This is a genomic window from Dactylosporangium sp. CS-047395, from assembly GCF_050942185.1.
In the GTDB taxonomy this organism is placed as follows: Bacteria; Actinomycetota; Actinomycetes; order Mycobacteriales; family Micromonosporaceae; genus Dactylosporangium.
In genome coordinates, this window is sequence record NZ_CP192015.1 from 5,303,940 (window position 1) to 5,326,112 (window position 22,173).

The following is a 22,173-nucleotide window of genomic DNA, read 5'->3' on the forward strand; positions in this document are numbered from 1 at the left end:
CCGTCCCGGGAGGCGGCCGGGAGGCGGCCGGGGTAGCGTTGCACCGCCATGCTCACGCTGACCGGCGACACCGACGGCACCACGCTGACCATCACGGCCAACGGCGACATCGACCTGTCCAACAACCGCCGCCTGGCGGCGACCGTCGCGGAGCACGAGTCCGCCGACCTCGCCACCATCGTCCTCGACCTGGCGGGCGTGGACTTCTGCGACTCGGCCGGCCTCGCCGCGATGGTCCGGCTCTACCGTGCCGCCGCCTTGGCCCACCGCAGCCTGGTGATCCGCGCCCCGAGCGAGAACGTGACCCGGCTGCTGGAGATCACCGGACTCGACCGCGTCTTCACGATCGAGCCCGCCTCCGCCTGAGCCGGCCGGCCTCACCGGACCCGTTGGGCGATCCTCAGCTCAGTCAGGTAGCGCTTGACGATCCGGCCCCCGTGGCCCACGTCGATCAGCCGCGCGATGGAGTCCAGCAGTCCGCTCCGCTGCGCGTCCGGCAGGGCCCGGTGCCCGGAGTAGGTCAGCAGCACATCCAGGTACTCGGCCGTCGAGTACGGCAGCTCCCACTCGTACCGGAAGAACGTCGCGGGCCCGAACCGTCCCGACGAGGTGAGCTCCCGATCGTCTTCGGCGATGTCCCGGGCGGTCTGCATATGCAGCCCCGGCGGGGTCGACGGATCGAAGCGCGCGTAGCACCGCTGGATCTCGGCGAAGAAGTCCTCGGTCCAGGAGCCGCCGGCGATGTGGTGGGTGGCGACGGTGGCCAGCAGGCCGCCCGGGCGCAGCGCGTCGGCGGACTTCTGCACCCGCACCGCCGGGTCGATCCAGTGGAACGCGGTGGCGGAGAACACCACGTCGAACGGCTCACCGGGCAGCGGCCACTCCTCGAACGCCGCCGTGACGACCTCCACGGCGTCGAACGCGGCAAGGTTTCGCCGGGCCACGGCCGCCAGCTCCGCGCCCAGCTCGACCGCCACGATGCGGTAGCCCCGCCCGGCCAGCGGCACGGTCGCCTGCCCGGTGCCACAGCCGATCTCCAGCACGGTCGCCCCAGGCGCTGCCCCGGCCGCGGCGAGATCGTCGAACATCCGCGCCGGGTACCCGGGACGGGCACGGTCGTACCGTGCCGCGTCCTCGTCGAAGGTCGCTCGTAACGTCATGCTTTCAGGGCCGTCGTCCACCATCAGAGGGTACGAGCGCGCGGCCTACATGTGGGCCGCCGGGGCGGCGTCCGGGTCGACCGAGAGCGGGCCGGAGCGCAGCAGCAGGCCGCTCACCACCGCGCCGGCCAGGAAGAAGGCGGCAACCCAGGTGAAGGTGGTGGTGTAGCTGTCGATCGCGGCGGCCAGGGTCGCCTGCGCGGTCGGGGTCTTGCCGGCCAGGGCGTGGGTGAGCGCGCTGGAGGCGATCGTGGACAGCACCGCGGTGCCCACCGAGCCGCCGACCTGCTGGGCGGTGTTGACCAGGGCCGAGGCCACACCCGCGTCGGCGGCGCGGACGCCCGAGGTGCCGGCGGTCATGGACGGGGCCATGGCCAGGCCGATGCCGACGCCGGAGACCAGCAGGGGGCCGAGGATGCTGCCCGCGTAGCTCGAGTGGACGTTCAGCTGGGTCAGCCACAGCATGCCGCCGGCCGCGACCAGGAACCCGGCCGGGACGAGCGGGCGCGGGCCGACGCGCGGGACGACGACGCTGGTGGCGACCGTGGCGGTGACGGCCAGGGCGGCGATCATGGGCAGGAAGGCGGCGCCGCTGCGGATCGGGCTGAAGCCGAGGTTCTGCTGCAGGTAGTACGTGAGGAACAGGAAGACGGCGAACATGCCCACACCGAGGGTGAGCACGCTCAGCAGGGCGCCGCTGCGGGTGCGGTCCAGCAGGACGCGCAGCGGGATCAGCGGGTGCGCGACCCGGGTCTCGATGACGACGAACGCGGTCAGCAGCGCCACGGCGGCCACCAGCCAGCCCCACACCGCCGCGTCGCCCCAGGCGTGGGTCTCGGCGTTGCCGAAGCCGTACACCAGCGAGAACAGGCCGGCCGAGACCGTCACGGTGCCGGGCACGTCGAGGCGGTGCCCCGGCCCCTCGGCGCGCTGGTTGTGCAGCAGGCTCAGGGCGCCGAAGGTGGCGAGCACGGCGAAGACGATGTTGACGTACATGCACCAGCGCCAGTCGAGGTATTCGGTGAGCACCCCGCCGAGCAGCAGGCCCATCGCGCCGCCGGCGCCGGCGATCGCGCCGTAGATGCCGAAGGCCTTGGCCCGCTCCTTGGCGTCGGTGAACGTCGTGGTGAGCAGCGACAGCACGGCCGGGGCGAGCAGCGCGCCGAAGGCACCCTGCGCGGCGCGCGCGGAGACCAGCAGACCGAAGCCCTCCGCGGCCCCGCCGATCGCGGACGCGGCGGCGAACCCGATGAGGCCGACGAGCAGCGTCGTCTTGCGCCCGATCAGGTCGCCGACGCGGCCGCCGAGGGGGAGCAGGGCGCCGAACGCGAGCGCGTACGCGGTGACGATCCACTGCCGGTTGTCGTTGGAGAAGCCCAGCGCCCGCTGCGCCGAGGGCAGCGCGATGTTCACGATCGTGGCGTCGAGCACCACCATGAGCTGGGCGAGGCCGAGCACGCCGAGGATGGCCCACCGCCGGGCGTGATGCGGGTGGGACTCCTGGGCCTCCGCGATGCGGGCCCGTTCCAGGGAGGTGGTGGTCATGGCAGCCTTTCCGGTGTCGCGTGCGTCTTTCGCGTCAACCGTTCGGCGGCGGTACCGCCATGCTGAGCCCCCGCCCTGCCCGGCACCCGCGCGGCAACCCGATGGATCCCGCCGGCCCTTTGTGTCGAAACGGCCCGTCCCCGCTCGAGGCACTGGTGGTGCTGGGTGCGGGAAAACGGCTCTTTTACGATGTGGGCGGCCGCATCCCGCTGCGGCTGCTCGCCTCGGAGACCTTCCCGACCGGCTTCGCGCACCTCACCTACGGCCCGACTGGCGTCGCGCACCTCACCTACGGCCCGACCGGCGTCGCGCACCTCACCTACGGCCCGACCGCCGGAGCACCCGCATCGTGTGGCTGAAGCCGACCAGCTCGTGCCCGACCACCTCGACGACCGCCGACAGCGCCACCAACGCGATCGCGGCCACGAGCGCGGCCACGCTGGAGGAATCCGCGAGGTCGACCGGCCCGGTGGCGCCGAGCGCGAACGGCACCGCCACCGCCGCCGCGAGAGGGACAAGAGCACAAGCCAGCAGTGGTACGTGCGTCAGGTCGTACGCGTGCAGCAGGACGCTCCAGGTCGCGAAGATCAGCACGAGCAGGACCGCCACCGGAACGGCGAGGGCGAGCGCGACCCGCAGGACCGACAGCTCCTGCTCCTCGACGGCGTTGGTGGCGACGCGCAGCCCGGCCCCGACGGCCGCCACGGCGCCGAAGATCGGCAGGTGGGCGTAGCGCCACGCGAAGGTACGACCGGGGAAGCGCTCGAGGATCGACCGGGCGGGGATCAGGAAGTACGCCCACCAGAGCCCCGCCACCAGCACCAGCCCGGACGCGACGATCACCACCGCGGCCGGACTCCAGCCCCGAGCGTGGATCAGCGCGGCGACGGCGCTGACGGTCGCCGCGATCACCTCGCCCAGCGCGATCAGGGTCAGCAGGCTGAACCGCTCCGCGATGTGCCCGGCGTTCCACGGCGGTGCGCCCAGCCGCCGCTCCAGCACGACGGGCGCCGCCATCTCCCCGGCCGCGAGGACGGCGAGCACGGCGATCGTGACGCCGAGCGGGAGCGGCAGCAGCGCCGAGAGGACCCACCCGATCTGTACGACGGCAATCGTGACCGCGTAGGCCCGGGCGATCCGCCGGTGGGCCGGGTCCTGCCGGGCCGCGCGCAGCCACAGCCCGATCTGCGGCACGCGCATGACGACGTACCCGGCCACCAGCAGCAGGTTGTTCGGGCTGTGCCCGCCGGCGGCCGCCTCGAAGCTCACCGGCAGCCCGAAGACCAGGATGACCACGCCGATCATCTGCACCAGGGTGGCCACCCGGAACAGCGCGTCGTCGTTGTCGTAGGCCGAGGCGAACCAGGTGAAGTTCAGCCACGCCCAGGACACCGAGAAGATCGCGAAGGCGTACGCCCCGAGCCCCGACCCGACCCGCCCGTCGCTGACCGCCTCGGCGAGCTGGTCGGCGGCGGCCGCGAAGGCGATGACGTACGTCAGGTCATAGAGCAGCTCGACCGGGGTAGTGGAGCGGCCCCGCTCGCCGGGATCGCGCCCGGCCATCGGCCGCAGCCGGTGCTCCAGGTCGTTTCGCAACTGCGCGGCATCCTCACCCACGGCGAGATCCTACGGACCCGCCGGGTGAGGCGCCGGGATGAGCGAGTGTCGGCGGTCACGAGCCGGAATGCATGACATGTCACGTAAGTTGCACGGGGCGGAAGGTACGGCAGCACGAGCGAGGAGCGCGAACATGGAACGGCTGCAGGGCAAGACGGCATTGGTCACGGGCGGCACCTCGGGCATCGGCCTGGCGGTCGCCCGCCGCTTCGCCGACGAGGGCGCGCACGTCTTCGTGACCGGGCGGCGCAAGGAGGCCGTCGACGAGGCGGTCGCGCTGATCGGCGCGGACGCCACGGGCGTGGCCGGCGACATCGCCGACCCGGCCGACCTCGACCAGCTTTTCGCGGCGATCGAACAGCGCGGGGCCGGCCTCGACGTGCTGATGGCCAACGCCGGCGGCGGCTCGTTCGCCGCGCTGGAGGACATCACGGCCGAGGACTACCGGGCCACCTTCGACCGCAACGTCGGCGGCACCCTGTTCACCGTGCAGCGGGCGTTGCCGCTGCTCAGGCCCGGTGCGTCGATCATCCTGACCGGGTCGACGGCGGCGTCGAACGGCACGCCCGCGTTCGGGCTCTACGCGGCGACCAAGGCGGCCATCCGCTCCTTCGGGCGGACCTGGGCGGCCGAGCTCGTCGGGCGCGGGGTGCGGGTCAACACGCTGGTCCCGGGGCCGGTGGAGACCCCGGGCCTGGCCGGGCTGGCCGGCGACCCGGCCGGGGTCGAGCCGCTGTTCGCGCAGCTCGTGGCCGGGGTGCCGCTCGGCCGGCTGGGCCGCCCGGAGGAGATCGCGGCGGCCGCGGTGTTCCTGGCCTCGGACGACAGCAGCTTCGTGACCGGCGCCGAGCTGTTCGTGGACGGCGGGGCCGAGCAGCTCTGATTCCGTGACACGTCACGAGATCGAGCGTTGGGCAAGTTCGTGACATTTCACGTAACTGAGCGTTGCGGGCGTCCGTAACGCCTCACGTGACTGGCACGATGGCGGTATGACCCCCAAGCGTCCCGCCCGGGGCTGGCTCGACGGCGACCAGCAGCGTACCTGGCTTGCGTACATCCGGCTCCAGCTCCGCCTCACGTACGAGATCAACCGCCAGCTGCAGGCCGAGCACGACCTGTCGATGCCCGACTACGACGTGCTGACCGCGCTGAGCGTCGCGCCGGCGTCGTGCCTGACGATCACCGCGCTCGCCACCAACATCGGCTGGGAGCGCAGCCGGCTGTCCCACCACGCCAGGCGGATGGCCGAGCGCGGCCTGGTCAGCCTCGATCCGGCCCAGCGCGACCGGCGGGTGACCGAGGTGTCGCTGGCCCCGCGCGGCCGCCACGCCCTCGAGGCGGCCGCGCCGGGGCACGTCGACCTGATCCACGACCTGTTTTTCGACGGGCTGCCGGCCGAACTGCAAGCGCCGCTGGGCGCGGCCCTGGAGCACATCTATGAGAACGTGCTGACCCGCGGCACCCTGCCCCGGCCGCTGTAAGGTGCGCGCGGCATCCTGCCCCGGCCGCGGTGAGGTGCGCGCGGCACTCTGCACCGGCCGCGGTGAGGTGCCCGCGGCACTCTGCCCCGGCCGCGGTGAGGTGCCCGCGGCACCCTGCACCGGCCGCGGTGAGGTGCCCGCGGCACTCTGCCCCGGCCGCTGTGAGGTGCGCGCTGGGGCACGAATGGGTATCAAGGACGAATGCGAGGAAACGCCGCTCTGCTCGTCGTGGCCGGGCTCACCGCGCTGGCCGGCTGCGGTACCGCCGCGAACCCCATCGTCGCGAGCCCGTCGGCCCCGGCCTCCAGTGCCGCCCCGCCGCCGCCCGCCTCGCAACCCGCTCAGGCCGCGCCCCAGCCGTCGGTGACCGGGCCCGACGCGCCGATGCTGCTCGGGCAGCGGCGGCTCGTGATCCGCCCCGCCGAGGCCGGCGAGTCGATCCTGGCCGTGGATGACACCGGCCGCCTCAACGTCACCGACGGCCCCACCGACAAGGGCCTTTTCGTGTTGGTACCGCAAGGTTCCCGCCACCAGATCCGCACCGCCACCGGCGACAAGGCCTGTCTCGGGCTGAAGAACAACGGCAGTCAACCGCTGACGATCGCGGCCACCCAGTGCGACCCGGCCCGCGACGGCCAGCTGTTCACGATCCAGCCGCCGGCGAGCGGCGACCCGGCGACCTACACGATCAGCGTGAGCGGCGCGTACCTGCTGGTGTCCAAGACCAACGGGGTGATCGCGGAGGAGCCGGGCGACGCCACCGCGCTGACCGCCTTCGTGCTGGTGGACAACGGCCCTGTTTAGGGGTCGACGGCCCCTTTTGAGCGATGACGGCCCCCTTTTCAGGGATGAGGCTCGTCTTAAGGGATGACGGCTCCTTTTGAGGGGTTGACGGCCCGGTGCCGGGGCAGTGCTAGGCGGTGCGCACCCGCCTGGCGGCACTGTCGCTCGCCCTCATCGCCGGGCTCCTGCACCCCGGGCTACCGCACCCAGGGCTCCCGCACCCCGGACTCCCGCACCCCGGACTCCCGCACCCCGGACTCCCGCACCCCGGACTCCCGCGCCCCGGGCTCCTGCACTCCGGGCTTGTGCACCCCGGGCTTCTGCACCCCGCGGACGACACGATCCGGGCGCGCCGGCTGCCCGCGGACGGCTTCTACGTGCGGCACGGCCGGCTGTACGACGCCGACCACCACGAGTTCGTCATCCGGGGCGTAGGACAGAACCACGCCGTGTACCCCGACCGGACGCCGCAGATGTTCCGCGACGTGAAGGCGATGGGCGCGAACGCGGTACGAGTGGAATTGTCTGCGGGCGTGGTCGCCCGGCGCAACGACGCGGCCGACGTCGCCCGGGTGATCGGCCTGTGCCGGCAGAACCGTCTGATCTGCGTGCTCGTCGTGAACGACACCACCGGCTGGGGGTACCGCCCGGAGGCCATCCCGCAGGCGAAGGCGGTCGACTACTGGATCAGCATTCGCCAGGCCCTGATCGGCCAGGAGAAGTACGCGATCATCGATGTCGCCAACGAACCGTACGTGCTGGACAACTTCGCCACCTGGCCCGCCGACACGAAGGAGTCGATCGCCCGCCTGCGCCGCGCCGGCCTCCGCCACACCCTCATGGTCGACGCTCCAGATTGGGGCCAAGATGTGTCCTTCACAATGCGTGACGATGCGGCCGGGGTCTTCGCCGCCGACCCGCAGCACAACACGGTCTTCTCGATCCACGTGTACGGCGCCTTCAGCCGGGCCACCACCATCCACGACTACCTGGACCGGTTCCTGCGGGCGGGCCTGCCGATCGCGGTGACCGAGTTCGCGTACACCCACCAGGACGGCGAGGTCGACGAGGACGCCGTGATGTCCGAGGCCCGGATCCACGACATCGGCTACCTGGCCTGGTCCTGGAGCGGCAACAGCGGCGACGTCAGCAACCTCGACATGGTCCGCGAGTTCGACGCCGCCGCCCTGACGTGGTGGGGCCGGCGGGTGTTCGACGGCCCGGACGGCATCCGCCAGACCTCCCGTCCGGCCACCGTCTACACGTGAGCCTCGACGTGCGCCGCGACCCTACGCCCCATCTCGGTCGCGGCCTCGCAGGCGAAGCGGAAGTGGATGCCGCCGAAGACCCGCGCATCGCTCGTCTGCGCCACACCGGCAGAGAAGCTCGGCAGCGTTCGCGTGACGCCGGCCATACTTGGGGACGTCAGCGTGTACCGCGTCCGATCCCCGAACCGGTGCGCCAGTACGGCCGCCGCGGCCTGGCTCACCGCCGGATGCCCGGCCGGGTACTCCTGGAACGTCGGCGTGTCCAGCAGCGGCCGCCACGCGGGGTCGACGGCCTGGATCGCGGTGACCGGCCGCCACGTGTCGAAGAAGTTCTTGGCGTTCCAGACCACGATCACCGTGTCGGCCATGGCCACGTTGACCTTCATCAGCAACCGCGCCGCCTCGGTCAGCCCCAGGCGGTGCCGGACGATGAGCTCGTCGGCGACCGGGTCCCACAGCGCGATCGGCGTCGCGGACTGCCAGAACTGGGCCGTCTGCGTGTCGAACGCGCCGCGGGTGGCGCTCGTCGACTGCCCGGCCGCCCGCACCTCGGCGAGATCCCGCGCGTAGCGGGCGCTGTCCAGGGCCGGCGGCGGAGGCGGCCGGAACTGCGCCGGCGACCGCAGCGTCCACGGCGTCATGCCCGCGAACTGCCGGAACGAGGGCGCGGCCGGGAACCCCGGCGGGGTTGGCCGCCACCGCCCGGATGCCGGATCGGGCACGTATGGCGGCAGTACCGCGGAAAATCCGTCATCGGCCCGGCGCGCGAGCACGCCGTCGGCGACCGACGCGCCCCACGCCACCCCGCGCTGCACCGCCCCGTGGCGATCCGGCAGCTCCGCCAGGGACGCTTCGAGCCGCGCGTCGAACGCGGCCTTCTGGGCCGGGAACAGCCCGACGAGCTCCCGATGCGCGGCCCCGGCCGCCGCCGCAGGCGCGGAAGAGTCATGCGGCCGTTTTGCGTGACGGCCTCGTACACGGAAACTGCCACGATCGCCCCGGCCCGCATCGCCGGTGGTGGAGGCAGTTGGGCGACGGTGATGGCCTCGACGAGCGCGCGGTTCCACCCCACGACCACATCGGCGGGGTGCGCGGCCACCGGCACGGCCGCCGCGACCACGAGCAACGGCACCGTCAACAGGCGATACATGACATCACCGCACATCGAGGGAGATGTCGATGACGCCCGGCTGGTCGGTGTGCCGGAACGCGAACGTGCCGCCCGCCCCGGCGTACCGCCCGGTGCCCCCGGTGATCGCGTGCACCACCGGATCGGGCGCGGCGAAGTCGACCTCGCCCTGCACGGCGATCTGGCCGCCCGGCAGCACCAGCGTCACCTGCGCCTGGCTGCGATCCCCGGCCGCGTCGACCGCGACGAGCACCCCGTGGAACCGGCCGAGCGGGCGATGCTGCACGTCGAACAGCAGCCCCGTGAACACGACCTCGTCACCCTGACCGGGCCCGGCCGCGCCGAGATCGAGCTGCGTGACCGCGGTCTGCTGCCCGACGAGCCGCACCGGCGGCGCGGCGGTGTCGGCCCCGGCCGGCGCCCCCGAGGCACCCAGCACGACGGCGGTCAGGACGATCAGTGAACCATGTGTGAGTCTGGACATGCGCCCACCGTGCGCGCCGGGGCCGGCCGCGCATAGTGCAGCTTCTGCACGCCGGTTGAGGTTCAAAAACAGCACTTGTCCGGTACCGCCCGGCAGGCCGACGATGGCCGCGTGCACACCACGTACGGCCAGTTCTGTCCCGTTGCCCTCGGCGCGGAGATGTTCGCCGAGCGCTGGACCCCGCTGATCCTGCGCGAGCTGCTCGCCGGCAGTCACCGCTTCAACGACCTGCACCGCGGCGTGCCCCGGATCTCCCGCGCGCTGCTCTCCCAGCGCCTGGCCGGCCTGGAACACATGGGCCTGCTGGAACGCCGCCCCGGCCCCGAATACCACCTCACCGCGGCCGGCCTGGCGGTGCGCCCGGTGATCGAGGCCCTGGGCCGCTGGGGCTACGAGCACGCCGCGACCGACCTCCAAGCTGAGCACCTGGACGCGGGCCTGCTCATGTGGTTCCTCCGCCGCCGCCTGCGGCTGGACCACCTCCCGGCGGGCCGCACCGTGCTGCACTTCCGGTTCCGCCCGCGCAGCCGCCCGCCCGCGTTCTGGCTGGTCGTCCAACCGCCGCTGTGCGACCTTTGCACGAGCGATCCCGGCCACGACGTCGACCTGTTCGTGGAGGCCGACCTGCGCGCGCTGGCGGAGGTCTTCCTGGGCCGCCTCGACGCGCGGACGGCCGTGCGCGACGGCCGCATCGACCTGACCGGCCCGGCCCCACTTCGGGCCGCCTTCCCCAACTGGATCGGCCGCAGCCCCTTCGCCCCGGCCGCCTGACCGCGCCTTCTTTCTCATCCCGCGCTTTTCTCGTCCCGCGGCAGCTTGAACACGGCCTTTTCTCGTCACGCGACAGCTTGAACATTGCTTCTTCTCGTCATGCGGCTGCTCGTCACGTCGGCTTGAACGCGGCTCTTCTCGTCACGTGGCTTCTCGTCACGGAAGCTTGAAAGCGGCCCGCTGGTACCGCTCGGTTTACCGCTGCAACGCCTCCAGTTTGCGCCGGATGTCGGCCCGGTCGGACAGCGGGGGAGCAGGCCCGACGACGACGGCGTCCAGCTCAGGGAACGCCCGCCGGAGCTCCGACGCCGGGCTGTCCCGCAGCCGGTCGACAACCCGCTCGCGCAGTTCGTCAGGCGCACAAGCGACCAGCAACGCCAGATCCGGGTCGTACTGGTGGATGATCCGACCGGCCTCGCCGAGCGCCATGACCCGCCGATCGAAGATCCCGAAGTCGAACCACCGGACGGTACGCTGCCCGCTCCAGTCGTCGGGATCGCCGACCGACGCGGCGAGCGTGTCCTGCACCTCAGCGTGCGAACCCCAGCTCCCGCAACGTCGCGTCGAGGCGGTTCGGCTCCGACCCCCAGCGCTGCTCGTCCGGGTACCCAGGGTCGAAGCTGACCAGGATCTCGCCTCGCCGCGCCCAGACGAACTGCGGATCGGAGTACTCGCCGGCGAAGAACGAGAACACTTCCGCGTCGAGCGCCCGCAGCCACTCGCCGCCCGTACACCCGAAGCCGTTGGGCTCGACGACCATCGCCCACTCCCCGGCCTGCGTCACCGCCACGTAGCCGAGCCGGCTGGGCTGTGCGGCCCCGTCCTCGTCGATCCGGTGCTGCACGACTTGCTGCGCCGCAAACGCCGCATCCCCGGATTTGATTGAAATCGGCCGCATCCCGCCGAGCCGCGCAACGACCTCGTCCGGCGTCCGCCCGCGCACAAAGGTAAGGCAGTAGTTGGTCGACAGCGCGTGCGACCGGACCGCCCACGCGTAGTCCTCCGCCGCCACCACGTTTCCAGCCTGCCCCAACTCCGGCCGGCCCGCGGCCACTCATGATCAATCGCGGGGCGCAAGACCTCACCGCCTTGAGTGTCGGGGCGCCGCCGTGGGAACCGTGCGTCACAGCAGCCCCGGGGGGTTCGCAATGCGGTCCGACGGCCGCGAATCTCCGCATTCCGCCATCAGGTGAAGAGCCGTGCGCTTATGTTCGGTGACACATTGTGAGCGTCCGCGGGGGTTGACGTGGTTGGTGCATTCGGGGTTCGCGGTCGGCACCGGCGGCGCGAGTCGTGGCGGGGCGGCGTGGGGCTGGCGATGGTCCTGGGGCTGCTGTTCGGCCTGATCGGTGCGCCGGCGATCGCGTTTGCGGCCGGGCCGGGCATCCTGGAGAGCGGCTCGCCGACCGTCACCTCGGTTTTCCCGAGGAAGTTCGCGGCTAGCAACCCGTCCCCGCAGTTCACCATCAGCGGCACGAACCTTGCGGACGTCACCGAGGTGCGGGCCGACGGTGTGGCGATCGCGGGCAACACCTGGAGCGTTCAGGGCAGCGACATCGTGGTGCAGCCGGCCAGCGCGAAGCCGGCCGGCACCGATGAGGTCTACACGGTGTACGACGGCACCACCGCGACGGTGGGCAGCGAGTCGACGACCGTGCACTGGCTGGCGCCGCCCACCGTGACGGGGATGAGTCCCAGCTCCGGGCCGGTCGCCGGCGGTACGAGCGTGGTCATCACCGGCACCGCGTTCAACCTCGTGGATGTGGTGACCTTCGGCGGTACTCCGGGGACGAACCTCACCATCGACAGCGACACCCAGCTCACCGTGACGGTACCGGCCAACCCCGCCAGTGTGGTCGACGTGGTCGTCACGATCAACGACGTGGAGATGGGTGCCAGCGCCGAGCCGATGGACTCGGCCACCTCGGCGAGCAGCGAGTTCACGTACATCGCGGCGCCGGCGGTCACGAGCCTGGCGCCGAGCAGCGGCACGGACGCGGGTGGCACGACCGTGGTCATCACCGGCAGCGGCTTCACCGGCGTGTCCGGCGCGTCGGGTGTGACCTTCGGCGGCACCGACGCGGTGGGGTACACGATCAACAGCGCCACGCAGATCACGGCCACCACGCCCGCGCACGCGGCCGGGGCGGTGCCGGTGGTCGTCACGTCGCCCGGCGGCACCTCCAACGCGGACGTCCAGTTCACGTTCGCCGCCTCCAACACCGCCCCGGCGGTCACCACGCAGCCGCAGTCGCAGACGAAGAACGACGGCCAGCCGGTCAGTTTCACGGCGGCGGCCAGCGGGACCCCGACGCCTACGGTGCAGTGGCAGTCGAAGACGACCGGCGGCAGCTGGACCGACATCAACGGCGCGACCAGCACCACGTACATGTCCACGGCGGCGATCGGTGACGACGGCATGCAGTACCGCGCCGTGTTCACCAACTCCGTCAGCAGCGCGACGAGCAACGCGGCGACGCTGACCGTGCAGACGCTGCCGGCGGTCACGACCCAGCCGCAGTCCCAGACGAAGAACGACGGCGACACGGTGACCTTCACGGCGGCGGCGAGCGGCAGCCCGGCGCCGACCGTGCAGTGGCAGTCGAAGCAGGGCAACGGCGTGTGGACGGCCATGCCCGCGGAAACGAACCCGACGCTTTCCTTCACGGTTTCCGCGAACGACGACGGCATGCAGTACCGCGCCGAGTTCACCAACGCCGCCGGCAGCGTGCAGAGCAACGCGGCGACGCTGAACGTGACGGCGGCCCCAACTGTGGTGCTGCAGCCGCAAGCGCAGACCAAGAACGCCGGCCAGTCGGTGACGTTCACCGCCGCGGCCGACGGGACGCCGGCGCCGACCGTCAAGTGGCAGTCGAAGGCGGGCACCGGCGCGTGGACCGACATCGCCGGCGCTACGAGTGACGCCTACACGTTCACGACGGCGGCCGCGGATGATGCGAAGCAGTACCGGGCGGTGTACTCCAACGGCGTCGGCACCGCGGCGACGACCAACGCGGTCACCCTGACCGTCCACTTCGCACCGACCGTGACCACGGCCCCGCAGTCGCAGACGAAGAACGCCGGCCAGTCGGTGACGTTCACGGCGGCCGCCGGCGGCAACCCGGCGCCGAGCGTGCAGTGGCAGGTGAAGACGACCGGCGGCAACTGGGCGGACATCGCCGGTGCGACGACCGACACGTACACGTTCACCACGTCGGCGAACGACGACGCCAAGCAGTACCGCGCGGTGTACACCAACAGCATCGGCAGTATTCAGAGCGCCGCGGCCACACTGACCATCACCGACGCGCCGGTGGTGTCGACCCAGCCGCAGCCGCAGACGGCGAACGCCGGCGACTCGGTGACGTTCACTGCGGCGGCCAGCGGATCGCCCACGCCCACGGTGCAGTGGGAGTCGAAGGCGGGCACCGGCGCGTGGACCGCCATCGCCGGCGCGACGAACGCCACCTACACGGTCACGGCGGCAGCCGCGGCCGACGGCACGCAATACCGGGCCACCTTCACCAACGGCATCGGCACCCCGGCCACGACCGACCCGGCCACCCTGACCGTCCACTTCGGACCGACCGTGACGACCGAACCGCAGGCGCAGACGAAGAACGCCGGCCAGTCGGTGACGTTCACGGCGGCGGCGAGCGGCAACCCGGCGCCGACCGTGCAGTGGGAGTCGAAGGCGGGCACCGGTGCGTGGACCGCCATCGCCGGCGCGACCAGCCCCACCTACACGTTCACGGTGACGATTGGCGACGACGCGACGCAATTTCGGGCCGTTTTCACCAATTCCGTGACCACGGCGAACAGTGCCGCCGCGACGCTGACCGTGACCGCCCCGCCGGCCGCGCCCGCGTCGGTGACCGTCGTCTCCGGCACCTCGTCGATCACGGTCAGCTGGCCGGCGGCGACCACCAACGGCTCGCCGGTGACCGGGTACGTCGCCACCGCCAGCCCCGGCCCCGCCACCTGCACCACCGACGGCGCGTTGACGTGCGTGCTCGGTGCGACGGCCGGCACGACGTACACGGTGACCGTAGTGGCCAAGTCCGCCGCCGGTGACTCGGCCCCGAGCACCCCGTCGGCGGAGGCGACCCCGCTCGCGCCGGAGCCGCCGGCCGCGCCGCCGCAGACCAACCTGCAGCTGACCACCGACCAGGGCGACATCAGCAGCGCCGCACCCGGCGAGCAGATCACCTTCATCGGTACCGGCTTCGCGCCCTACTCCACCGCGATCATCACGATCTACTCGACGCCGACCGTGCTCGGCACCGCGGTGACCGACGCGACCGGCTCCTTCAGCAAGCTCGTCACGATCCCGGCGGGCCTGGCGACCGGCGACCACACCGCGGTCGCGCAGGGCGTGGCGCCCGACGGCACGGTCCGCGCGATGTCGCTCGCCATCACCGTCGCCCCGTCGGTCGGCGGCGGCAGCAGCCTCCCGGTCACCGGCCCGGCGTTCGCGATGATGCTGGCAACCGGCCTGGGCCTCACGACGAGCGGCGCCGCCCTGATCGCCGCCACCACCCGCCGCCGGCGCCGCGCCTGAACCTCGACCGGCCGCGGCCGCAATACGAGCGCCGCCGCCACCGTGGCTGAACGGCGACCGGCCGCATTACGAGCGCCGCCGCCCGCCGCCGGCGCCGGGCCTGAACAGCGCGACCGGCCGGCTGAGCGTTCGGCACTCAGTCGGCCGATTCGGCACCAACGTCGAGGCGGGCGGCCAAGAACTTGGGTGCCATCTCGCGGTAGCTGTCGGTGAGCAGCTCGCCGATCTCGGCCCAGTCGGTGTCCGCACCGAGGATGGCGGCGGCGACGTTCGCCCCCCACGGCGCGCGGAAGAACGGAAACCCGCCCACGGTCAGCCCGTGCAGATCCTCCAGCGGCGCCCGGAACGTCATCACCGTAGGCGGCTCACCGTCGACGACATACTGCGCGTACACCGGAAACCGCCCAGGGTCCGGCGTGTAGACGTGCGCGACCGTCCGCGCCCGGATGCGCCAGCGGACCCCGATCCAGGCCGGTTCCTCGTACACTTCGGGCAGTCGCCGGCAGATCGCGCGCAGCCGGTCCAGCACTTCGGGCGGCACGTCACCAGGACCGGACACCTCTCGACCATACCGGCGGCAGCGGGGAGCGGCTCGTGCGCGGCGGTGGTGGTGCTGCTGACGGCGACCGCGTTGCGGCTCCGTGTCGTGCAGGTGAACCGCTCCGAATGGATGGTCAGTAGCCGTACTTCGTGCACTCCAGCCGGGTGAAGGCGGCCGCGTCGCCGGCGCCCAGGGCATCCTGGCATTGCTCAGGTATTTGCCCAGAGGTCACCTCGCCAGGCGTGCGAGGACGGCCGCCGCGGCGGGGTGGCCGGCGGGCTGGAGGATGGTGAGGGCCTCGCGCCAGGCGCGTTCGGCGCCGGGATGGTCGCCCTCGGCCGAGCGCAGATCGCCGATGTGAGTCAGCGTGTCGGCCTCCGAGAACCGGTCGCCGAGCTCCCGGAACAGGGTCAGGGCCAGGCCGTAGTGCCGCGCCGCCTCGCGGGGGTCGCCCAGGCGGTGGTGGACATACCCGATGCTGTCCAGGGCCGAAGCCTCGCCATGCCGGTTGCCGGTGCGCCGGTGCAGTTGCAGGGCCTCGCCACACGCGGTCAGGGCGGGCTCCAGACGGCCCAGCTGGGCGTTGGACCAGCCCAGGCCGTTGAGGGCGCTGGCCTGCCCGGCCTCGTCGCCGGCCCGGCGGTACAGGTGCATGGCGCGCGTGTCGTGCTCCAGGGCCTCCGGCAGGCGGTTCAGGGCCTCCAGGTTCCCGGCCAGGCCGCGGTGCACGTAGGCCTGGCCGGCCTCGTCGCCCGCCGTGCCGAAGAGTTGCAGGGCGCCGTCGAGGTGGCGCAGGGCGCGTTCGGGGTGGCCGCGGCGGGCGTAGGCGCGGCCCAGTCCGGCCCGGGCGTGGGCCTGGGCGCGCGGGTCGCCGGTGTGCCGGGCGCAGCGCCAGCCGGCCAGTTGGGCGGCCAGCAGGTCGTGCCAGTGGCCGCGGTGGTCCAGGAAGTCCGCCAGGCACCACGCGAGGCGCCAGCCGTGGTCCCAGCAGCGGGCCTCCGAGGCCAGGCGGAGCATGTTCAGCAGGACGCGGCGTTCGGCGGTGAACCAGGCCGCGGCCTCGTCACGGGCGGCGAATCTGGGCAGCAGACCAGGCGGGGGGTCGATGGGGCGGCGGTGCGGGCGGAAGCGGACCGCCGCCGCGTACGCGAAGCACAGGTAGTGCTCCAGCAGGCGGACGATCGCGGCGCGCCGGTCGGCGTCGGAGTCGTGGGAGGCGGCGAGCTCAGTGGAGTACACCCGGAGCAAATCGTGCAGGGCGAACCGGCCGGGGTCGCGAGGGCCGACGAGGCTGGCCCGGGACAGGTCGGTCAGGGCCTGGCGGGCGGCCCGGGCGGGGAGGCCGGCCAGGGCCGCGGCGGCGCCGAGCGAGACGTCCGGGCCCGGGTGCAGGCCCAGCAGGCGGAACAGGCGGGCGGCCGGCTCGCCGAGGGTGCGGTAGGACCAGGAGAAGACGGCGCGGACGTCGGTGTCGGCCGCGCCCACGTCGAACGGGTCGAGGCCGGCGCGGGTGTCGCCGAGGTCGGCGGCCAGGCCCTCCAGCGTGAAGTCGGGGCGGGTGCCGACCCGGGCCGCGACCACCGCCAGGGCCAGGGGGAGGCCGGCGCAGCGGGCGACGATGGTGCCGGCCGCGTCCGGCTCGGCGGCCACCCGGTCCGCGCCGACCCGATCCGCGAAGAGGGCCGACGCCTCCGGCTCCGGCATGACGTCCAGGCGCAGGCGGCGGGCGCCGTCCTTCACGGCCAGGCTCAGCAGCTGGTTGCGGCTGGTGACGACCACCATGCTGCCGGGCGAGCCGGGGAGCAGCGGGCGCACCTGTTCGGCGTCGCGGGCGTTGTCGAGGACGAGGAGCAGGCGGCGGTCGGCGACGAGGCTGCGGTACAACGCGATCTGCCCCTCCTTCTCGGAAGGCAGCCGCGCGGCCGGGACGCCGAGGGACTCGAGCAGGCGCCGGACCGCTCGCGCCGTGTCGACCGCGGTGCCGCCCGGGGCGAAGCCGGCCAGGTCGAGGTAGAGGTGCCCGTCGGCGAAGCGGGCGGCGACGCGGTGGGCCCAGTGCACGGCGAGGGTGGTCTTGCCGATGCCGGCCGTGCCCTCCAGGACGGCGATGCGCGGGGCGGCGCCGTCGGCCGCGAGGGCCGCGTCGAGCTGGTGCAGCACGCCGGTCCGGCCGATGAAGGTGGCGATGTCGCGGGGGAGTTCGCGGGGCACCTGGCGGGCCGGTGCGGCCGGGCGGACCCGCAGGATCTGGTCGCGCAGGCCGGTGAGCTCGGCGCCGGGGTCGACGCCCAGCTCGTCGGCGAGCGCGAGGCGTAACCGGTCGAACGCGAGCAGTGCCTCGCCCTGCCGGCCGGTGGTGCGCAGCGCGGTCATGAGCTGGGCGGCGACCCGCTCGTCCCACGGGTGCTGCTCGGCGAGCCGGGTGAGCTCGCCGGTGGCCTCGGGGGCGCGGCCGAGCCGGACCAGCAGTGCGGCCCGGTGGATGCGGGCGTCGGTGCGCCGCTTGTCCAGCCGCTGCGCGTCGCTGAGCAGGCCCGAGTCGCTGAGGCCGTCCAGCGCCGGGCCGCGCCACAGGGCGAGGGCGGCGTCCAGGGCCCGTACCGCTTCGGCGTCCCCGGCCCGTTCCGCCTCGGCGAGGAGCTCGTCGAAGCGGTCCAGGTCCAGCTCGGCCCGGTCGCCGGGGATCAGGTAGCCGCTGCCGCGGGTGCTGATGACGTCGGCGATGCCGTGCCGGGCGAAGGCCTGCCGCAGCCCGGCGGTGCGGTTGCGCACCTGGACCCGGGCGGTGCGCGGCGGTGTCTCGCCCCACACGATGTCGATCAGCCGGTCCAGCGGCAGGACGTGGTCGCGCTCCAGCAGCAGTGCCGCCAGCAGTACCCGCGTGTGCTGACCCAGCACGGTGACAGGCTGTCCGCCGACCGTCACCGTCATGGGTCCGAGCAGCCCGAAGGCTGGTACGTCCGCCATCGCGAATCCGTGCTCCCCGTGTATTCATATAGGCGGTCATCGACCTGTGATGAATCTATACCCGGACCTGTGCGCGGCGCTGCGACCCTCGCGCCATGCTGGAGTTCCGCATTCTCGGTCCGATCGAGGTCTGGAACGGGGCCGGCCCGGTCGACCTCGGCGGCCCCAAGCCGCGCTTCCTGCTCGGCGCCCTGCTGGCCGAGCGGGGCCGGACGGTCCCGTTGGACCGCCTGGTCGACGCCGTCTGGAGCGACGAGCCGCCGCCGACCGCGCGGGCGCTCGTCCAGACCTACGTCTCGCAGCTGCGCCGGGCGTTGCGGCCGCACGGCGCCGAGCCGGCGATCGTGACCAACGGCGCCGGGTACGTGGCCCGGCCGCCCGCCGGGACGCTGGACCGGGAGGCGTTCATCCGGCACGCCGGGGCGGGGCGGCAGGCGATGGTCGCGGGCCGCCCGGCCGAGGCGGTCGACGCCTTCGACCGCGCGCTGGCGCTGTGGCGAGGGGCGGCGTTCGGCGGTACCGACAACCGGTACTTCCGCGGCACCGCCGTCCACCTCGACGAGCTGCGCTTCGACGTGCTGGAGGAGCGCTTCACGGCCGCGCTGGCCGCCGACCGGCTCGACGGGCTGGCCGGCGAGCTGGCCCCGCTGGTCGCCCGCTACCCGGCCCGCGAGCGGTTCCTGGCGCTGCTCATGACCGTCCTGTACCGCCTGGGCCGCCGCGCCGACGCCCTGTCCGCCTTCGTCGCGGGGCGGGCCGTGCTGCTGGACGAGCTCGGCGTCGAACCGGGCGCGATGCTGGCCGCGACCCACCTGGCGATCCTGCGCGACGACACCGCGGTCCTCGGGCCGGTCCGGGTCACCCCGCGGCGGTCGGGCGGGCGGCGGCCGGCGCAGCTGCCGGCGGTACCGGCGGACTTCACCGGGCGGGAATGGGAACTCAACGGGATCATCGCCGAGCTCACCGCCACCGCCCCGGTGCCCGCGGTGCCGATCCACGTCATCGCCGGGCCCGTCGGCACCGGCAAGACGACCCTGGCAAACCGGGCCGCGCACGCCGTCGCCGACCGCTTCCCGGACGGGCAGCTGCACGTCGACCTGCACGGCCGCGACACTCCCGCCGACCCGGCCGCCGTGCTGCACCACCTGCTGCGCGCGCTCGGCGCGACCGTGCCCTACGGCGCCGCGGACCGGGCGGTGCGGTTGCGGGAGGCGCTCGCCGGCCGGCGGATGCTGCTCGTGCTCGACGACGCCTTCGACAACGAGCAGCTGGCCCCGCTGCTGCCGGGGTCGCCGAGCTGTGCGGTGCTGGTCACGTCGCGGTACCGCCGCGTCGGTCCACCGGGCGCCACCCGCACCGGACTCGGCCCGTTCGACGCCGGCACCTCGCTGCGGTTCCTGGAGCGCATGGTCGGGGCCGAGCGGCTGCGGGCCGAGCCGGTCGCGGCCGCCGCCATCGTCGAGGCGTGCGGGGGACTGCCCCTGGCGCTGCGACCGGCCGGCGAGCGGCTCGCGGCCCACCCGAGCTGGCCCCTGGCGGCACTGGGGCTCGACGACCTCGCCGGCGATTTCAAGATCAAGATCCAGCAGTTGTACGGCCTGCTGGACCCCGAAGCCCGCCACGCCCTCGATCACCTGGCCGGCCTCGACCGGCTCGTCGACGCCCACCTGCTCGACCTCGCCGGCCCGCGCCTGCGCATGCACCCGCTCACCCGGCGCTTCGCGCTGGAGCACCTACAGCAGACCTCCAGCGCCATTGCAGCGGAGGTGGTCAATGTCGGGGAGTAAAAGATCCTCGATGAGTTAGGAGCCGACGTTGGCTTCAGTCCGTGTCACGCTGCGCGCGCTGGCCGCAGGCGTGATCAGCCTCGCGGTCCTCGCGACCGCCGCCCATCCCGCGCAGGCGGCCCCGTCCGGCGAGCGCCGGATCACCTGGAACGGCACCTCGGTGACCGTACCGGCGGCCTGGCCCGTCATCGACCTCGCCGCCACGAAGGGCACCTGCGTCCGCTTCGACGTGCACGCCGTGTACCTGGGCACCCCCGCGGCCGACCAGGCCTGCCCGTCGCACCTGTTCGGCCGGACCGAGGCCGTCCTGCTCGAACCGGCCGGTGCGGCCACCCCGCCCGACGGCGAGACGCCCGGCCAGTTCGACCGGGTCGCCGGCGCGGTCCACGTCCAGGCCACCTTCGGCGGCGACCGCGCCACCGCGGCCGCCGTGCTGTCCAGCGTGTCGTCGACCGGCGCCGCGGTGTCGCCGCGCACCGCCGCCCCGTCCCTCGCCGCCGTGCCGATCGGCGCGACCAACTACACCGGCAAGGGCTTCGACCCGTGCGCCGCCCCGAGCGCGTCGACGATGAACGCGTGGAAGGCCTCGCCGTACCGGGCCCTGGGCGTCTACATCGGCGGCGAGAACCGCAGCTGCTCGCAGCCCAACCTGACCGCGAGCTACGTGTCGACGCAGGTGGCGGCCGGGTGGCACTTCTTCCTGCTGTACGTCGGCAAGCAGGCCCCCACCACCAGCTGCGACTGCAGCAAGATCACCGCACCGGCCGCCGACGGCAAGGCGGCCGCGGATGACGCCGTGGCGAAGGCGAGCGCCCTGGGCTTCGGCAAGGGCAGCCCGATCATCTTCGACATGGAGTCGTACTCGTCCAGCTCCACCACCACCGTCCTGCAGTTCATGGCCGCGTGGACGAAGGAGCTGCACGCCAAGGGTTACAGCTCCGGCATGTACAGCAGCGTCTCCTCCGGCATCGGCGACCTGGTGGCCCACTACGACGACTACGAGATGCCGGACATCATCGACTTCGCCCACTGGGGCACCGCCGCCAACACCTCGGACCCCGACATCCCGGCCAACCGCTGGTCCGACCACCAGCGCATCCACCAGTACACGGGCGGCCACAACGAAACCTACGGCGGCGTCACCATCAACATCGACAGCGACTACCTCGACGTGCAGCTGGACGCCCCGATCACCACCACGGCGCAGCCGGGCCGCCAGCTCGCGGACCTCAACGGCGACGGCCGCCCGGAACTGATCGGCCGCAACAGCTCGGGCGCACTGTTCGCGTACCCGCACAAGGACACGTCGGCGATCGCCGGCACGTCGTGGGACACGGCGGTGCAGATCGGCTCCGGCTGGAACGTCTACAACCAGTTCATCTTCGCCGACCTCGACAAGGACGGATTGCCGGAGATCCTGGGCATCAACCCGACCGGCAACGGCACCCTGATGGTGTACCCGCACAAGCACGGCGTGACCGCGATCGCCGGTACCTCGTGGGACGCCCCGTACCAGATCGGCTCGGGCTGGAACGTCTACGACCAGGTGTTCGTGGCGGACCTGAACAAGGACGGACTGCCGGAGCTGCTCGGCCGTACCACGGCGGGGGCTTTGATGGCCTATCCGCACAAGGCCGGCGTGACGGCGATCCAGGGCACGTCGTGGGACACGGCGGTGCAGATCGGCTCGGGGTGGAACGTGTACTCGATCGTCGCGCTGTCCGACCTGAACGGCGACGGGTTCCCGGAGTTGCTGGGGATCACGACCGCGGGGAACGGGCTGCTGAAGGCGTACCCTCACAAGGCCGGCGTCACCGCGATCGCCGGCACCTCGTGGGATGAGGCGCTGCAGATCGGTTCCGGCTGGAACGTCTACGACGCGGTGATGACCGGCGACCTGGACAAGGACGGGCTGCCGGAACTGCTGGGGCGGACGACGTCGGGGAACGGGCTGCTGAAGGCCTACCCGCACAAGGCCGGCGTGACCGCGATCGCCGGCAACTCCTGGGACCCGGCGGTGCAGATCGGCTCCGGCTGGAACGTCTACACGCTGCTCGACTGACGAACGGTCACCGGCGC

At 72.8% G+C, this 22,173-nt stretch carries 19 protein-coding genes; 10 read left to right on the plus strand and 9 right to left on the minus strand.

Going from position 1 to position 22,173, the window contains the following annotated elements; genetic code table 11:
* The first annotated feature begins 48 nt into the window (after nucleotides 1-48).
* Nucleotides 49-366: an STAS domain-containing protein gene (locus tag ACQP00_RS25000; RefSeq protein WP_433223009.1), complete on the plus strand. Its 318-nt coding sequence runs from the start codon at nucleotides 49-51 to the stop codon at nucleotides 364-366.
* A gap of 11 nt (nucleotides 367-377) precedes the next feature.
* Here the strand turns inward: ACQP00_RS25000 and ACQP00_RS25005 are convergent, their stop codons facing one another.
* Nucleotides 378-1,160, minus strand: coding sequence for a class I SAM-dependent methyltransferase (locus ACQP00_RS25005; RefSeq protein ID WP_433223011.1), 783 nt, complete (start codon nucleotides 1,158-1,160; stop codon nucleotides 378-380).
* A 45-nt stretch (nucleotides 1,161-1,205) separates the two neighbouring features.
* On the minus strand, nucleotides 1,206-2,705 hold the full coding sequence (locus tag ACQP00_RS25010; protein ID WP_433223013.1) for an MFS transporter: 1,500 nt from the start codon (nucleotides 2,703-2,705) through the stop codon (nucleotides 1,206-1,208).
* Between the two features lie 191 nt (nucleotides 2,706-2,896).
* Here ACQP00_RS25010 and ACQP00_RS25015 point away from each other — a divergent pair, with 191 nt between their 5' ends.
* Nucleotides 2,897-3,064, plus strand: coding sequence for a hypothetical protein (locus ACQP00_RS25015; RefSeq protein WP_433223015.1), 168 nt, complete (start codon nucleotides 2,897-2,899; stop codon nucleotides 3,062-3,064).
* On the opposite strand, the gene ACQP00_RS25020 is transcribed toward ACQP00_RS25015, so the two are convergent.
* Nucleotides 3,021-4,322, minus strand: coding sequence for a low temperature requirement protein A (locus ACQP00_RS25020; RefSeq protein WP_433223016.1), 1,302 nt, complete (start codon nucleotides 4,320-4,322; stop codon nucleotides 3,021-3,023). The genes ACQP00_RS25015 and ACQP00_RS25020 overlap by 44 nt on opposite strands.
* A 133-nt stretch (nucleotides 4,323-4,455) precedes the next feature.
* Between ACQP00_RS25020 and ACQP00_RS25025 the strand changes: the two genes are divergently transcribed.
* The 4 genes from ACQP00_RS25025 (at nucleotide 4,456) to ACQP00_RS25040 (ending at nucleotide 7,854) form a co-directional block, all read left to right on the plus strand.
* Nucleotides 4,456-5,205, plus strand: a complete 750-nt coding sequence (locus ACQP00_RS25025; protein WP_433223018.1) for an SDR family NAD(P)-dependent oxidoreductase — start codon at nucleotides 4,456-4,458, stop codon at nucleotides 5,203-5,205.
* A 106-nt stretch (nucleotides 5,206-5,311) separates the two neighbouring features.
* The gene (locus ACQP00_RS25030) at nucleotides 5,312-5,803 is read left to right on the plus strand and encodes a MarR family winged helix-turn-helix transcriptional regulator (RefSeq protein ID WP_433223020.1); all 492 of its coding nucleotides are present in this window, start codon (nucleotides 5,312-5,314) and stop codon (nucleotides 5,801-5,803) included.
* 201 nt (nucleotides 5,804-6,004) lie between these two features.
* Complete coding sequence (locus ACQP00_RS25035) at nucleotides 6,005-6,607, plus strand: hypothetical protein (RefSeq protein WP_433223022.1); 603 nt, start codon at nucleotides 6,005-6,007, stop codon at nucleotides 6,605-6,607.
* A gap of 284 nt (nucleotides 6,608-6,891) precedes the next feature.
* Nucleotides 6,892-7,854, plus strand: a complete 963-nt coding sequence (locus tag ACQP00_RS25040) for a cellulase family glycosylhydrolase (protein ID WP_433223024.1) — start codon at nucleotides 6,892-6,894, stop codon at nucleotides 7,852-7,854.
* Here ACQP00_RS25040 and ACQP00_RS25045 read toward each other — a convergent pair.
* Both ACQP00_RS25045 and ACQP00_RS25050 read right to left on the minus strand, forming a co-directional pair.
* The gene (locus ACQP00_RS25045; protein WP_433223026.1) at nucleotides 7,845-8,921 is read right to left on the minus strand and encodes a vanadium-dependent haloperoxidase; all 1,077 of its coding nucleotides are present in this window, start codon (nucleotides 8,919-8,921) and stop codon (nucleotides 7,845-7,847) included. The two genes, ACQP00_RS25040 and ACQP00_RS25045, sit on opposite strands and share 10 nt — an antisense overlap.
* Nucleotides 8,922-9,008: 87 nt before the next feature.
* Nucleotides 9,009-9,467, minus strand: coding sequence for an allene oxide cyclase barrel-like domain-containing protein (locus ACQP00_RS25050; protein ID WP_433223028.1), 459 nt, complete (start codon nucleotides 9,465-9,467; stop codon nucleotides 9,009-9,011).
* 111 nt (nucleotides 9,468-9,578) lie between these two features.
* On the opposite strand from ACQP00_RS25050, the gene ACQP00_RS25055 reads away from it, so the two are divergent.
* Nucleotides 9,579-10,238: a winged helix-turn-helix transcriptional regulator gene (locus tag ACQP00_RS25055; RefSeq protein WP_433223030.1), complete on the plus strand. Its 660-nt coding sequence runs from the start codon at nucleotides 9,579-9,581 to the stop codon at nucleotides 10,236-10,238.
* Nucleotides 10,239-10,433: 195 nt separating this feature from the next.
* Here ACQP00_RS25055 and ACQP00_RS25060 read toward each other — a convergent pair whose 3' ends face one another.
* Together ACQP00_RS25060 and ACQP00_RS25065 are read right to left on the minus strand one after the other, a co-directional pair.
* The gene (locus ACQP00_RS25060) at nucleotides 10,434-10,766 is read right to left on the minus strand and encodes a hypothetical protein (RefSeq protein WP_433223032.1); all 333 of its coding nucleotides are present in this window, start codon (nucleotides 10,764-10,766) and stop codon (nucleotides 10,434-10,436) included.
* A 1-nt stretch (nucleotide 10,767) separates the two neighbouring features.
* Nucleotides 10,768-11,253, minus strand: coding sequence for a DUF6461 domain-containing protein (locus ACQP00_RS25065; RefSeq protein ID WP_433223034.1), 486 nt, complete (start codon nucleotides 11,251-11,253; stop codon nucleotides 10,768-10,770).
* A gap of 291 nt (nucleotides 11,254-11,544) precedes the next feature.
* On the opposite strand from ACQP00_RS25065, the gene ACQP00_RS25070 reads away from it, so the two are divergent.
* Nucleotides 11,545-14,799, plus strand: a complete 3,255-nt coding sequence (locus ACQP00_RS25070; RefSeq protein ID WP_433223036.1) for a beta strand repeat-containing protein — start codon at nucleotides 11,545-11,547, stop codon at nucleotides 14,797-14,799.
* A 136-nt stretch (nucleotides 14,800-14,935) separates the two neighbouring features.
* Here ACQP00_RS25070 and ACQP00_RS25075 read toward each other — a convergent pair whose 3' ends face one another.
* On the minus strand, nucleotides 14,936-15,358 hold the full coding sequence (locus ACQP00_RS25075; protein ID WP_433223038.1) for an MmcQ/YjbR family DNA-binding protein: 423 nt from the start codon (nucleotides 15,356-15,358) through the stop codon (nucleotides 14,936-14,938).
* A gap of 210 nt (nucleotides 15,359-15,568) precedes the next feature.
* Nucleotides 15,569-18,307: a BTAD domain-containing putative transcriptional regulator gene (locus ACQP00_RS25080; RefSeq protein WP_433223040.1), complete on the minus strand. Its 2,739-nt coding sequence runs from the start codon at nucleotides 18,305-18,307 to the stop codon at nucleotides 15,569-15,571.
* Nucleotides 18,308-18,402: 95 nt separating this feature from the next.
* Between ACQP00_RS25080 and ACQP00_RS25085 the strand changes: the two genes are divergently transcribed.
* Nucleotides 18,403-20,094: a BTAD domain-containing putative transcriptional regulator gene (locus tag ACQP00_RS25085; protein ID WP_433223042.1), complete on the plus strand. Its 1,692-nt coding sequence runs from the start codon at nucleotides 18,403-18,405 to the stop codon at nucleotides 20,092-20,094.
* A 28-nt stretch (nucleotides 20,095-20,122) separates the two neighbouring features.
* Nucleotides 20,123-22,156: a glycoside hydrolase domain-containing protein gene (locus ACQP00_RS25090; protein WP_433223044.1), complete on the plus strand. Its 2,034-nt coding sequence runs from the start codon at nucleotides 20,123-20,125 to the stop codon at nucleotides 22,154-22,156.
* The last annotated feature ends 17 nt before the right edge of the window (nucleotides 22,157-22,173 follow it).

What these genes read in the sequence shown, in the direction of transcription:
- ACQP00_RS25000 (WP_433223009.1), top strand. Translation starts at nt 49, where the DNA reads ATGCTCACGCTGACCGGCGACACCGACGGCACCACGCTGACCATCACG.
- ACQP00_RS25080 (WP_433223040.1), bottom strand. Translation starts at nt 18,307, where the DNA reads ATGGCGGACGTACCAGCCTTCGGGCTGCTCGGACCCATGACGGTGACG.
- ACQP00_RS25030 (WP_433223020.1), top strand. Translation starts at nt 5,312, where the DNA reads ATGACCCCCAAGCGTCCCGCCCGGGGCTGGCTCGACGGCGACCAGCAG.
- ACQP00_RS25025 (WP_433223018.1), top strand. Translation starts at nt 4,456, where the DNA reads ATGGAACGGCTGCAGGGCAAGACGGCATTGGTCACGGGCGGCACCTCG.
- ACQP00_RS25050 (WP_433223028.1), bottom strand. Translation starts at nt 9,467, where the DNA reads ATGTCCAGACTCACACATGGTTCACTGATCGTCCTGACCGCCGTCGTG.
- ACQP00_RS25010 (WP_433223013.1), bottom strand. Translation starts at nt 2,705, where the DNA reads ATGACCACCACCTCCCTGGAACGGGCCCGCATCGCGGAGGCCCAGGAG.
- ACQP00_RS25035 (WP_433223022.1), top strand. Translation starts at nt 6,005, where the DNA reads ATGCGAGGAAACGCCGCTCTGCTCGTCGTGGCCGGGCTCACCGCGCTG.
- ACQP00_RS25005 (WP_433223011.1), bottom strand. Translation starts at nt 1,160, where the DNA reads ATGACGTTACGAGCGACCTTCGACGAGGACGCGGCACGGTACGACCGT.
- ACQP00_RS25085 (WP_433223042.1), top strand. Translation starts at nt 18,403, where the DNA reads ATGCTGGAGTTCCGCATTCTCGGTCCGATCGAGGTCTGGAACGGGGCC.